This window comes from Actinomadura sp. NPDC049382 (genome assembly GCF_040677125.1).
Classification (GTDB): Bacteria; Actinomycetota; Actinomycetes; order Streptosporangiales; family Streptosporangiaceae; genus Spirillospora; species Spirillospora geliboluensis.
In genome coordinates this window covers 1-12,633 of sequence record NZ_JBFARO010000184.1, presented here as the reverse complement: position 1 = coordinate 12,633, position 12,633 = coordinate 1, and the positions used below count along the sequence as shown (strand labels likewise).

Below are 12,633 nucleotides of genomic sequence, written 5' to 3'. Positions count from 1 at the left end.
CGCGGCGACCTCCGGACGATCGCGCCGGCGGCGGCCGCAACCCCCCGAGCCGGTCCCGCCGGCGCGATCCCCGCCCGCCGCCCACCGGCCGCCGCGCGGCTGGGCGCGGCCAGCCGGTGGAGGCCGTGGTCCGTGGGCAGTGGCATGGGCCGTGGCCGTGCGCTGACGTGGCTTGTCGTCGGGAAGGCCGGGGCGCGCGGGGGCGGGAGCGGGGCGGGCTGATAGACAACGCTGCATGAGCGGAACCTTGCCGTTGGACGGGATGCGCGTCGTGGAGCTGTCGAGCTTCGTCGCGACGCCGCTCGGCGGGATGACCCTCGCGCAGCTCGGCGCGGACGTCGTCCGGGTCGACCAGGTCGGCGGCGGGCCCGACATCGACCGGTGGCCGCTCGCGCCGTCCGGGCGGAGCCTGTACTGGGCCGGGCTGAACAAGGGCAAGCGGTCCGTCACCGCCGACCTGCGGTCGGCGGAGGGGCGGGAGGTCGTCGCGGGGCTCGTCGCCGAGTGCGGGGTCGTCCTGACCAACGCGGCCCCGCGCCCGGGGCTCGGCTACGACGAGCTGAGGGCCGCCCGGCCGGACCTGATCCACATCCGGCTCCAGGGCACCCGGGACGGGGGCAACGCCGTCGACTACACGGTGAACGCCGCCCTGGGCTTCCCGGAGATCACCGGGCCGTCCGGCCAGGACGGCCCCGTCAACCACGTGCTGCCCGCCTGGGACATCGCGTGCGGCCTCTACATGGCCGTCGGCATCCTGGCGGCCGAGCGGCACCGGCTGCGCACGGGCGAGGGCCAGAGCCTCCAGGTGGCGCTGCAAGACGTCGCCCTGGCCACCGCAGGGAACCTCGGGTACCTCGCAGAGGCGCAACTGGGCGAGCCCAGGCGGCGTCTGGGCAACGACCTCTTCGGTGACTTCGGGCGCGACTTCGCCACGGCCGACGGCCGCGTCATGGTCGCGGTCCTCACCGCGCGCCACTGGCGCGACCTGGTGGAGGCGACCGGGCTCGGCGAGGTGAGCGCCGCCCTCGAACGCGCCTTCGGCGCCGACTTCCGCCGCGCCGGCGACCGCTTCACCCATCGCGAGGCGCTCGGCGGCGTCCTCGCCCCGTGGTTCGCGGCGCGGACCTGCGCGCAGGTCGCGGACGGGCTGAAGGGCACGTCCGTCCTGTGGTCGCGGTACCGGGGCTTCGCCGAGGTGGCGGCGGGGCTGCGCGAGGAGCCCCTCATGGCGCCGCTCGACCAGCCGGGCATCGGCCCCCACCTCGCCCCGGGCTCCCCGCTGCGACTCGGCGGCGCCTCGCTGCCGCCGGTACCGGCGCCCACGCTGGGCGAGCACACGGACGAGGTCCTGCGGGACGTCCTGTCACTTTCCCCGGACCGCATCGCCGCCCTGCGGGACGCGGGCGCGATCGGCTGACCCGAGCGCGACGGTTACATTAATGAGGCCGGAGCTGGCCATGCTCGTATATGGATAATTACACTCACCTCCATGATGGATGACCCCTCCGTCCGGATCATGGACGTCCTGGGCCGGCCGCTCTCGCCCGGCGAGGAGCCGCTGCGCTCGGCCCTGGAGGCCCTGGGCACGCCGGTGCAGTTCCCCGCCGAGCACACGATCTTCTGGGAGGGGCAGCCGTCGCACTCGGTGCTGCTGATCCAGAAGGGCAGCGTCAAGGTGACCCGGAAGGGCGCCGACGGCACGGAGATCATCCTGGCGATCCGCGGCGAGGGCGAGGTCATGGGGGAGGAGGGCGTCCTCATGGGCGAGCCCCGCGCCGCGACCGTGACGACGATCACCGACCTCGCCGGGCTGGACATCGCGGCCGACGCCCTGCTCGCCTTCGTCCGCGACCACGACCTGTGGCCGCTGATGTACCGGGCCGCCGTCCGCCGGCGCCGCCAGTCCGACCAGCGGGCGCTGCTCGCGCGGCTGGACGTGAAGAGCCGGCTGGCCCGCTGGCTGCTGGACCTCGCGAGCGAGGTCGGCGAGGAGGACGGGGACGGGTGGACGATCGCGGTCGCCCTCTCCCAGCAGGACCTCGCCGGGCGGATCGGCGCGTCCCGCGACGCCGTGGCGATCGAGCTGCGCAAACTCCGCGACGAGGGCCTGGTCAGCACGGGCCGGCGCAAGATCGTTCTACATGATCTCGAAGGTCTGCGTAATATTGCGCATAGGTAGCTGTAGACATCCATTTCTCTTCGTGTGTTAATACACATAAGAGAAGTCTGCAGAGGCTTCCCCGGTTGCGTCCGGAGGGCACTTCATCATGACGCTGCAGGTGGTAGGCGCGGTGTGCATCCTGATAGCGCTGATCGGCGGGGACTTCGAGGTCGGCGGAGTGGAGATCCCGCGGCTCTCGCGGGGCCGGATCATCGCGCTCGTCACGGCGGGCGTCATCCTGGTGGGGCTCGGCCTGCTGGCCGACGCGGGACAGGTCCCCGACCTGCCCCAGGGGCCCGCGCCCGTGGCGCGGACCACGCCCGGGGGGTCGTGAGGATTTCGTACAGGAGGGACGCGCGCAACCATGACCGATCACCTTGGTCCGTTCCAATCCATGTGGGACGCATGGGACGAGGCCGACGATGAGATCGCGCGAAAGCCCTTGTCGCATTTCCGCCGGGCGGTCGACATCCAGTTCGACGAGCTGGAGGAGCACCTCGCGCGGGGGGACGAGCAGGCCGCGGCGCGGGAGGCGGCGGACGTGGTGAGCATCGCCCTCAACCTGATGCGCCGCCTCGGGCACCGGCCCGAGGAGATCGCCGAGATCGTCCGGTCCCGGGCCGAGCACCGGATGAAGGGGCAGGCGCTCGCCATCCTCGACAAGTACGAGCGGGTCTATGGCATCTGACACGGCCCACCGGCCAACACGGCCGCGACCAACGCGACCCCGCCGCTGACCCGGCCCCGCCGGGCGCGGGCCGTACCGGGGAGCGGGACGGCCCGCCATGTGTGCTTTGTCCGCATGTGAGATTGTTAGGGCGGCGAAGTACGGGAGGGGCGCGGTGGCGGTGCGGGACGGGCGCGGGCTTGTCCCGCTGCTGGCGTTCCTCGGGGTGATGGGCTACTCGCTGTCGATGGCCGTCGTGACGCCCGCGCTGCCGCAGATCCAGGAGGGCCTCGGCACGACGCCGGCCGGCGCCGCGTGGGCGCTCACCGCGATGACGCTGTCCGCCGCCGTCGCCACCCCGGTGGTGGGGCGGCTCGGCGACCTGTACGGGCCCCGGCGCGTGCTGCTCGCCGTGCTCGCGGTCGCGACCCTGGGCATGGTCGTCGCGGCGCTCGCCCCGTCGGTGCCGGTGATGCTGGCCGGGCGGGTGCTCGGCGGCATCGGCGGCGGCGTGTACCCGCTGGCGTACACGATCATCAGGGACGTCGTCCCGGCGTCCCGGACGGCGTCCGCGGTCGGCCTCATGTCGTCCATGCTCGGGCTCGGCGGCGCGGTCTCCTGGTGCCTCGCGGGGCCGATCATCGACTTCCTCGGCTGGCGGTGGCTGCTCTGGGTGCCCGTCATCGGGCTGGTGCCCGGCATCGCCCTCGCCTGGTGGATCGTCCCGCGCTCGGCGCCCCGGGAGGCGGCACGGGTCGACTGGTGGGGCGCCGCCCTCTTCGCCGGCTGGCTGGTGGCCGCGCTCACCGCGCTGACCCAGGGCATGGACTGGGGCTGGACGTCGCCGGGCGTCCTCGGCCTGCTCGGGGTGTCGGCGGTGACGGCGCTCGTCTGGCTGCGGGTCGAGAGCCGCGTCGCCGAGCCGCTGGTCGACCTGCGGCTGATGCGCGTGCGCGGCGTCTGGACGGCGAACGCCGCGTCGCTGCTGTCCGGCTACGCGCTCATGGCGGGCGGCCTGCTGTTCCCGCTGCTCGTCCAGCTCCCGGAGAGCACCGGGTTCGGCTTCGGCGGGACGGCGACCGCGGCGGCGCTCCTGCAGTTGCCCGCCAGCATCGGCATGACCGCCGCCGGGATGGCGGCGGGCCTCCTCGACCGGCGGATCGGCTCGCGCATGGTGCTGCTCGGCGGCGCGCTGATGACCGGCGCGGGGTACGCGTTCGTGGCGTTCGAGCACGCCGCCATGTGGCAGCTCTACGTCGGCGGGGTCGCCCGGGGCGTCGGCCTGGGCTTCGCCTACGCCGCCGTCGCGAACCTCGTCGTCGCCGCCGTCCCGGCCGGGGAGACGGGCGTCGCGACCGGCATCAACACCCTCATCCGCACGGTCGGCGCGTCCCTCGGGACGCAGATCAGCGCGGTCGTGATCGTGGTGGTGCCCGGCGAGAGCGGCTACACGGCCGGGTTCGCGCTGAGCGCCGCCGCCATGGCCGCCGTGCTGCCGCTGGCCCTGCTGGTGCCGCGCCGCAGGCGCGGAACGGGGCCCGGCATGGCGCCGGGCCCCGTCGCGGTGGAGCAGGTGGTGCGGTGAATCAGGGAATCAGAACGACTCGACGGCGCGGCGCGCCTCCGGGTCGAGGACGCCCCAGCCGATCAGCTCCTCGGTCAGCTCGGTCGGGGACTTGTCGTAGATGACCGCGAGTGAACGCAGGTCTTCCTGGCGGATGGACAGGACCTTTCCGTTGTAGTCGCCCCGCTGGCTCTGGATCGTCGCGGCGTAGCGGGCGAGAGGACCGGCCTTGTCTTTCGGAAGCTGCTGCAACCGCTCTAGATCGATCACGAGCTTGGGTGTAGGCCCGAGCGGGCTCGGCGCGGCTCCGCCGGGCAGCAACTCGGATACCGGCACGCCGTAGAAATCGGCGAGCTCGGCCAGCTTCTGAACGGTGACGGCGCGGTCGCCCCGCTCGTACGAACCCACGACGACGGCCTTCCAGCGGCCGCGTGACTTCTCCTCCACACCGTGCAGGGACAGTCCCTGCTGGGTGCGGATGGCGCGCAGGCGCGCGCCGAGAGCCTTAGCGTATTCAGACGGCATTCTGCGGCCCCCCAGGCTCACTTTCGTCGTCGTTCGGACCCCGGTCGTGTCACCGGGGGGAGACAGGTTCATGAAGCCAGGGGGCCTCAGGAGTCTGTCTCCAGGGATGGTTACGGACAGTGACGGTAAAACGGGTACGGCCCCAGGTCAAGCTGATTGGAAAAAAGCGGTCGAATCCGCAGGACTCGATCCGGGCCGTCCGGATCGTCCCGCCGCGGTGCCGCCGCCTCGCGGCGGTGCCGCCGGGTCGTCGCGCCACCGCTCCGATGTGACGCCTCTCACCTGCGAAGACGTGGGCCGGTCCGGGGTGCGGAGCGGTCCGGCCCGGCTGCTAACGTGGGGCCGACACAACGTCCTTTAAGGCCCGTCCCGTGAGGCGGGGAAGGAGGTTCCGCGGTGAACGCTGCCCCCGGGCAGGAACATCGCGTGGCGGACGGTGACCCCCGGCCCAAGGCCGTTCTGGAGGGTCCCGACATCCGGCGCGCGCTGACCCGCATCGCACACGAGATCCTCGAGCGGACCAAGGGCGGCCACGACGTCCTGCTGCTCGGCATCCAGACCCGCGGCGTGACGCTGGCCGAGCGGCTGGCCGGAGCGCTGCGCGAGGTCGAGGGCCGCCCGGTGCCCTGGGGCTCGCTCGACGTGACCATGTACCGGGACGACCTGCGGATGCGGCCCGCCCGCGCCCTCGGCCGCACCGAGCTGCCGCCCGGCGGCATCGACGACCAGGTGGTCGTGCTGGTCGACGACGTGCTGTTCTCCGGCCGGACGGTGCGCGCCGCGCTGGACTCGCTGAACGACCTCGGCCGGCCCCGCGCGGTCCAGCTGGCCGTGCTGGTCGACCGCGGGCACCGGCAGCTGCCGATCCGCGCCGACTACGTGGGCAAGAACCTGCCCACCTCCATGCGCGAGACCGTGAAGGTCCTGCTGGACGAGAACGACGGGCGCGACGCGGTCCTGCTGGGCCCGGCGGCGCCCGCCCCGACGGGGGGAGCCGAGTGAACCGCCATCTGATCTCCGCAGCCGACCTGTCCCGCGACGACGCGCTGCTCGTCCTGGACACCGCCGAGGAGCTGGCGCAGATCGCCGGCCGCGCCGTCAAGAAGCTGCCGACGCTGCGCGGCCGGACGGTCGTCAACCTGTTCTTCGAGGACTCCACCCGCACCCGGATCTCGTTCGAGGCGGCGGCCAAGCGGCTGTCCGCCGACGTGATCAACTTCTCCGCGAAGGGGTCGAGCGTGTCCAAGGGCGAGAGCCTGAAGGACACCGCCCTCACGCTGGAGGCGATGGGCGCCGACGGCGTCGTCATCCGGCACGGCGCGTCGGGCGCCCCGCACCGGCTCGCGGGCTGGGTCCAGGGCAGCGTCGTCAACGCCGGCGACGGCACCCACGAGCACCCCACCCAGGCGCTCCTGGACGCGTTCACGATGCGCAAGCGCCTCGGCGAGCTGGACGGCCGCCGCGTCACGATCGTGGGCGACGTCCTCCACAGCCGTGTGGCGCGGTCCAACGTCCTGCTGCTCAACACCCTCGGCGCCGACGTCACGGTGGTCGCGCCTCCGACGCTGCTGCCCGTCGCCATCGACACCTGGCCGTGCTCGGTGTCGTACGACCTCGACGGCGTCATCCCCAAGAGCGACGTCATCATGATGCTGCGCGTCCAGCAGGAGCGGATGAACGCCGCCTACTTCCCGACCGTGCGCGAGTACAGCCGCCGCTACGGGCTGGACGGCGACCGCATGGCGCAGCTCCCCGAGCACGCCATCGTGATGCACCCCGGCCCGATGAACCGCGGCGTCGAGATCGCCGCCGAGGTCGCCGACTCGGTCCGGTCCACGATCGTCGAGCAGGTCGCCAACGGCGTCAGCGCCCGCATGGCCGTCCTCTATCTGCTGCTCGGCGGCTCCGAGCCCGCCATCGGCCAGGAGGTCGCGAAGTGACGACGTACATCATCAAGGGCGCCCGGATCCTCGGCGGCGACGCCGCCGACATCCTGGTCCGCGAGGGCGCCATCGCCGCGGTCGGCCGCGGCCTGGACGAGGCGGGCGCGCTGGTCGTCGACGCCGCCGGGCTCGTGGCCCTGCCGGGCCTGGTCGACCTGCACACCCACCTGCGCGAGCCCGGCCGCGAGGACGCCGAGACCGTCGAGTCCGGGACGAAGGCCGCCGCGATGGGCGGGTACACCGCCGTCCACGCGATGGCCAACACCGACCCCGTCGCCGACACCGCCGGCGTCGTCGAGCAGGTGTGGCGCCTCGGCCGCGAGGCCGGGTACTGCGACGTCCAGCCGGTCGGGGCCGTCACCCGCGGCATCGCCGGCGAGAAGCTCGCCGAGCTGGGCGCGATGGCCGACTCCGCCGCCCGCGTGCGGGTCTTCTCCGACGACGGGCACTGCGTGTCGGACGCGGTCATCATGCGCCGCGCGCTGGAGTACGTGAAGGCGTTCGACGGCGTCGTCGCCCAGCACGCGCAGGAGCCGCGCCTCACCGAGGGCGCGCAGATGAACGAGGGCGAGATGTCGGCCGCGCTCGGGCTGCGCGGCTGGCCCGCCGTCGCCGAGGAGGCGATCATCGCCCGGGACGTGCTGCTCGCCCAGCACGTCGGGTCGCGGCTGCACGTGTGCCACGTGTCCACGGCCGGCTCGGTGGAGATCATCCGCTGGGCGAAGAGCAAGGGCTGCCCGGTGACCGCCGAGGTCACCCCGCACCACCTGCTGCTGAACGACGCGAAGGCCGGGACCTACGACCCGATCTTCAAGGTCAACCCGCCGCTGCGCACCGCCGACGACGTCGCCGCGCTGCGGCACGCCCTCGCCGACGGGACGATCGACTGCGTCGCCACCGACCACGCCCCCCACCCGGTCGAGGCCAAGGAGACCGAGTGGGCCGTGGCCGCGATGGGGATGATCGGGCTGGAGACCGCGCTGCCGGTCGTCCAGGAGGCGATGGTGGAGACCGGCCTGCTCGACTGGGCCGGGGTCGCCGACCGCATGTCCGCCCGTCCCGCCCGCATCGGCCGCCTTTCCGGACAGGGTCGTCCGCTGGAGGCAGGTTCGCCCGCCAACATCACGCTGTACGACCCGTCGCCGCGCCGCGCCGTGGACCCGTCGGCGATGACCTCCAAGAGCCGCAACACCCCGTTCGCGGGGCTGGAGCTGCCCGGCCGGGTCGTCGCGACGTTCCTGCGCGGCGAGCCGACCGTCCTGGAAGGGAAGCTCCAATGAACCCTGCTCTGCTCGTACTGGAAGACGGCAGGGTGTTCCACGGGGTCGCGTACGGGGCCGAAGGGGAGACCTTCGGCGAGATGGTCTTCAACACCGGGATGACCGGCTACCAGGAGACCCTCACCGACCCGTCCTACGCCCGCCAGATCGTGGCCATGACGTCCCCCCACATCGGCAACACCGGCATCAACGCCGAGGACCCGGAGTCCGGCCGCATCCAGGTGGCCGGCTACGTGGTGCGCGAGCCCGCCCGCGTGGCGTCCAACTGGCGCGCCACCGGCTCGCTCGGTTCCGCGCTGCGCGAGCAGGGCGTGGTGGGCATCGCCATCCCCGGCACGCGCGCGCTGACGCGGCACCTGCGCGACAAGGGCGCGATGCGCGCCGGCATCTTCAGCGGGCCGGACGCCCTGGCGGCCGGTGAGGAGGCGCTCGTCCAGCGCGTGCTGCAGAGCCCCTCGATGGAGGGCGCCGACCTCGCGCGGGACGTCTCCACCACCGAGCCGTACGTCGTCGCCGCCCAGGGCGAGAAGCGCTACACGGTCGCGGCCGTCGACCTCGGCATCAAGTCGATGACGCCGTACCGGATGTCCGAGCGGGGCTGCGAGGTGCACGTCCTGCCCGCGACCAGCACCGCCGAGGACATCCTCGCCCTCGACCCCGACGGCGTCTTCTTCTCCAACGGCCCCGGCGACCCCGCCGCCGCCGACTACGCCGTGGCCGCGCTGAAGGGCGTCCTGGACGCCGGCAAGCCGTTCTTCGGCATCTGCTTCGGCAACCAGATCTTCGGCCGCGCGCTGGGCCTCGGCACCTACAAGCTGCGGTTCGGCCACCGGGGCATCAACCAGCCCGTCCAGGACCGGGCGACCGGCAAGGTCGACGTGTCGGCGCACAACCACGGGTTCGCCGTCGACGCCCCCGCCGACGGGCCGTTCGACACGCCCTACGGCCCCGGCGAGGTCAGCCACGTGAACCTCAACGACGGCTGCGTCGAGGGGCTGCGGCTCCTGGAGCGCCCGGCGTTCAGCGTCCAGTACCATCCGGAGGCCGCGGCCGGCCCGCACGACGCGTCCGGCCTCTTCGACCGTTTCTGCGAGCTCATGGAGGCGTCGAAGTAATGCCGCGCCGCGAAGACCTGAAGTCCGTCCTGGTCATCGGCTCCGGGCCGATCGTCATCGGCCAGGCGTGCGAGTTCGACTACTCCGGCACCCAGGCGTGCCGGGTGCTGAAGGCCGAGGGCCTGCGGGTCACGCTGGTCAACAGCAACCCCGCCACGATCATGACCGACCCCGAGTTCGCCGACGCGACCTACGTCGAGCCGATCACCCCCGAGGTCGTCGAGAAGATCATCGCCAAGGAGCGGCCGGACGCGCTGCTGCCCACCCTCGGCGGCCAGACGGCCCTGAACACCGCGATCGCGCTCTACGAGAGCGGCGTCCTGGAGAAGTACGGGGTCGAGCTGATCGGCGCCGACGTGGACGCCATCCAGGCCGGCGAGAACCGCGAGCGGTTCAAGGACGTCGTCGCCAAGGTGGCGCGCGAGCAGGGCCTGAACGCCGAGTCCGCCCGGTCGGTGATCTGCCACACGATGGACGACTGCCTCGCAGCGGCCGGCGAGCTCGGCTACCCCCTCGTCGTGCGGCCCTCGTTCACCATGGGCGGGCGGGGCTCCGGCTTCGCCCACGACGAGGCCGACCTGCGCCGCATCGCCGGCGCGGGGCTCGACGCGTCCCCGACCGGCGAGGTGCTCCTGGAGGAGTCGATCCTCGGCTGGAAGGAGTACGAGCTGGAGGTCATGCGCGACCGCGCCGACAACGTGGTCATCGTGTGCTCCATCGAGAACCTCGACCCGATGGGCGTGCACACCGGCGACTCGATCACCGTCGCGCCCGCGCTCACGCTCACCGACCGCGAGTACCAGAACATGCGGGACGTCGCGATCGCGGTGATCCGCGAGGTCGGCGTCGACACCGGCGGCTGCAACATCCAGTTCGCCGTGCACCCCGGCACCGGCCGGATGATCGTCATCGAGATGAACCCGCGGGTGTCGCGGTCGTCGGCCCTCGCGTCCAAGGCCACCGGCTTCCCCATCGCCAAGATCGCGGCGAAGCTGGCGATCGGGTACACCCTCGACGAGATCCCGAACGACATCACCCGGGAGACGCCCGCGTCGTTCGAGCCCACGCTCGACTACGTCGTGGTGAAGGTGCCCCGGTTCGCGTTCGAGAAGTTCCCCGGCGCCGACGGCACGCTCACCACGCACATGAAGTCCGTGGGCGAGGCCATGGCCATCGGCCGCTGCTTCACCGAGGCGCTGCAGAAGGCGCTGCGGTCGCTGGAGCAGAAGGGCTCGTCGTTCAGCTGGGCCGGCGACGCCGACGCCGCCGAGCTGCTCGAATCGGCCAAGCGCCCGCACGACGGGCGCCTCAGGGACGTCCAGCGCGCGCTCTGGGCCGGGGCGAGCATCACCGACGTGTACCAGGCGACCGGCATCGACCCCTGGTTCCTGGACCAGATCGCGGCCGTCAACGAGGTCGCCGAGGAGATCCGCACCGCCGACGACGCGCTCACCAGGGACAAGCTGCTGCGCGCCAAGCGGCACGGGTTCTCCGACGCGCAGATCGGCGAGCTGCGCGGCCTGTCGGAGGAGGTCGTCCGCGAGCTGCGGCACGCGCTCGGCATCCGCCCCGTCTACCTGACGGTCGACACGTGCGCCGCCGAGTTCGAGGCGCAGACGCCGTACCTGTACTCGGCCTACGACGAGGAGACCGAGGTCCCGCCGGGCACCAAGCCCAAGGTCCTCATCCTGGGCAGCGGGCCCAACCGCATCGGCCAGGGCGTCGAGTTCGACTACTCCTGCGTCCACGCGTCCTTCACGCTGGCCGAGGCCGGCTACGAGACCGTGATGGTCAACTGCAACCCCGAGACGGTCTCCACCGACTACGACACCTCCGACCGGCTGTACTTCGAGCCCCTCACGCTGGAGGACGTCCTGGAGGTCGTCTACGCCGAGCAGCAGTCCGGTGAGGTCGCGGGCGTCATCGTTCAGCTCGGCGGCCAGACGCCCCTGGGCCTGGCCCAGAAGCTGAAGAACGCCGGAGTGCCGATCGTGGGCACCTCCCCGGAGAGCATCCACCTCGCCGAGGAGCGCGGCGCGTTCGGACGGGTCCTGCACAGGGCGGGGCTGCTCGCGCCCAAGCACGGCACCGCCACCTCCTACGAGGAGGCGCGCGAGATCGCCGCCGAGATCGGCTACCCGGTCCTCGTGCGCCCGTCCTACGTGCTCGGCGGGCGCGGCATGGAGATCGTGTACGACGACGCCACGCTGGAGTCGTACATGGCCCGCGCCACTGAGGCGAGCCCCGAGCACCCCGTCCTGGTCGACCGGTTCCTGGACGAGGCCATCGAGATCGACGTGGACGCCCTGTTCGACGGCGAGGAGCTCTACCTCGGCGGCGTGATGGAGCACATCGAGGAGGCCGGGATCCACTCGGGCGACTCGGCGTGCGCGCTGCCGCCCATCACGCTGGGGCACGAGGACATCCGCCGCATCCGGGAGTCGACGGAGGCGCTCGCGCGCGGCGTCGGCGTCCGCGGGCTCATGAACGTCCAGTACGCGCTCTCCGCGGGCGTCCTGTACGTGCTGGAGGCCAACCCCCGCGCGTCCCGGACCGTCCCGTTCGTCTCCAAGGCGACGGCCGTGCCGCTCGCCAAGGCGGCGGCGCGCGTCATGATGGGCGCCACCATCGCCGAGCTGCGCGCCGAGGGCATGCTGCCGGAGAGCGGCGACGGCGGGACCCTGCCGCTGGACGCGCCGATCGCGGTGAAGGAGGCCGTCCTCCCGTTCGACCGGTTCCGCAACGCCAGCGGGCAGGGCGTCGACACCGTGCTCGGCCCCGAGATGCGCTCGACCGGCGAGGTCATGGGCATCGACGAGGTGTTCGGCACCGCGTTCGCCAAGTCGCAGCAGGCCGCCTACGGATCGCTGCCGACCAAGGGCCGCGCGTTCGTGTCCGTGGCCAACCGCGACAAACGGCACATGGTGTTCCCGGTGAAGCGGCTCGCTGACCTGGGCTTTGAGATTCTTGCCACGGAGGGGACCGCGGAGGTCCTGCGCCGCAACGGCGTGCGTGCCAAGATCGTGCGCAAGCACAGCGACGGCCCCGGCCCGGCCGGCGAGCCCACGATCGTGCGGCGCGTCCTGGACGGCGAGGTCGACCTCATCGTCAACACGCCCTTCGGCAGCCCCGGCCAGTCCGGGCCGCGGCTCGACGGCTACGAGATCCGCACCGCGGCCGTGCTGAGGGGCGTACCGTGCGTGACGACCGTGCAGGGCCTCGCGGCGGCCGTGCAGGGCATCGAGGCCGTCGCCGGCGGCCTGGTCGGCGTCCGCTCCCTCCAGGAGCACGCCGCGCGGATCGGACGACGAGGTCGTCCCCGTGGAGATCTGGGGCAGCATGGCGTTCCTGTTCGGCGTCCTGTCCCTGGTCGCGCTG

11 protein-coding genes are annotated in these 12,633 nt (G+C 72.6%); 10 read left to right on the top strand and 1 reads right to left on the bottom strand.

Features of this window, described 5'->3' with window-relative positions:
• The first annotated feature begins 235 nt into the window (after positions 1 to 235).
• From AB0K34_RS43805 to AB0K34_RS43785, 5 genes are all read left to right on the top strand, one after another.
• Positions 236 to 1,417: a CoA transferase gene (locus AB0K34_RS43805; protein ID WP_364554436.1), complete on the top strand. Its 1,182-nt coding sequence runs from the start codon at positions 236 to 238 to the stop codon at positions 1,415 to 1,417.
• A gap of 72 nt (positions 1,418 to 1,489) precedes the next feature.
• A complete protein-coding gene (locus tag AB0K34_RS43800) occupies positions 1,490 to 2,179 on the top strand; it encodes a Crp/Fnr family transcriptional regulator (RefSeq protein ID WP_138637550.1) in 690 nt (229 codons plus the stop codon).
• An 88-nt stretch (positions 2,180 to 2,267) separates the two neighbouring features.
• A complete protein-coding gene (locus AB0K34_RS43795) occupies positions 2,268 to 2,495 on the top strand; it encodes a hypothetical protein (protein WP_301177908.1) in 228 nt (75 codons plus the stop codon).
• Positions 2,496 to 2,555: 60 nt separating this feature from the next.
• A complete protein-coding gene (locus AB0K34_RS43790; RefSeq protein ID WP_138637548.1) occupies positions 2,556 to 2,849 on the top strand; it encodes a hypothetical protein in 294 nt (97 codons plus the stop codon).
• Between the two features lie 154 nt (positions 2,850 to 3,003).
• On the top strand, positions 3,004 to 4,413 hold the full coding sequence (locus tag AB0K34_RS43785) for an MFS transporter (RefSeq protein ID WP_240807770.1): 1,410 nt from the start codon (positions 3,004 to 3,006) through the stop codon (positions 4,411 to 4,413).
• 9 nt (positions 4,414 to 4,422) lie between these two features.
• Here the strand turns inward: AB0K34_RS43785 and AB0K34_RS43780 are convergent, their stop codons facing one another.
• Complete coding sequence (locus tag AB0K34_RS43780; protein WP_021597992.1) at positions 4,423 to 4,917, bottom strand: transcriptional regulator; 495 nt, start codon at positions 4,915 to 4,917, stop codon at positions 4,423 to 4,425.
• Positions 4,918 to 5,313: 396 nt separating this feature from the next.
• Between AB0K34_RS43780 and pyrR the strand changes: the two genes are divergently transcribed.
• The 5 genes from pyrR to carB form a co-directional block, all read left to right on the top strand.
• Positions 5,314 to 5,919 (top strand): bifunctional pyr operon transcriptional regulator/uracil phosphoribosyltransferase PyrR, encoded by a 606-nt coding sequence (gene pyrR / locus AB0K34_RS43775; protein WP_171069080.1) that lies wholly within the window; start codon positions 5,314 to 5,316, stop codon positions 5,917 to 5,919.
• Positions 5,916 to 6,857: an aspartate carbamoyltransferase catalytic subunit gene (locus tag AB0K34_RS43770; protein WP_138637546.1), complete on the top strand. Its 942-nt coding sequence runs from the start codon at positions 5,916 to 5,918 to the stop codon at positions 6,855 to 6,857. Before pyrR ends, AB0K34_RS43770 begins: the two co-directional genes overlap by 4 nt.
• Positions 6,854 to 8,140, top strand: coding sequence for a dihydroorotase (locus tag AB0K34_RS43765; RefSeq protein WP_364554435.1), 1,287 nt, complete (start codon positions 6,854 to 6,856; stop codon positions 8,138 to 8,140). Before AB0K34_RS43770 ends, AB0K34_RS43765 begins: the two co-directional genes overlap by 4 nt.
• Positions 8,137 to 9,255 (top strand): glutamine-hydrolyzing carbamoyl-phosphate synthase small subunit, encoded by a 1,119-nt coding sequence (gene carA / locus AB0K34_RS43760; protein WP_138637544.1) that lies wholly within the window; start codon positions 8,137 to 8,139, stop codon positions 9,253 to 9,255. The genes AB0K34_RS43765 and carA overlap by 4 nt, the downstream gene beginning before the upstream one ends.
• A partial coding sequence (gene carB, locus AB0K34_RS43755) for a carbamoyl-phosphate synthase large subunit (RefSeq protein WP_364554434.1) occupies positions 9,255 to 12,633 on the top strand: 3,379 nt, incomplete at its 3' end. The genes carA and carB, both read left to right, overlap by 1 nt.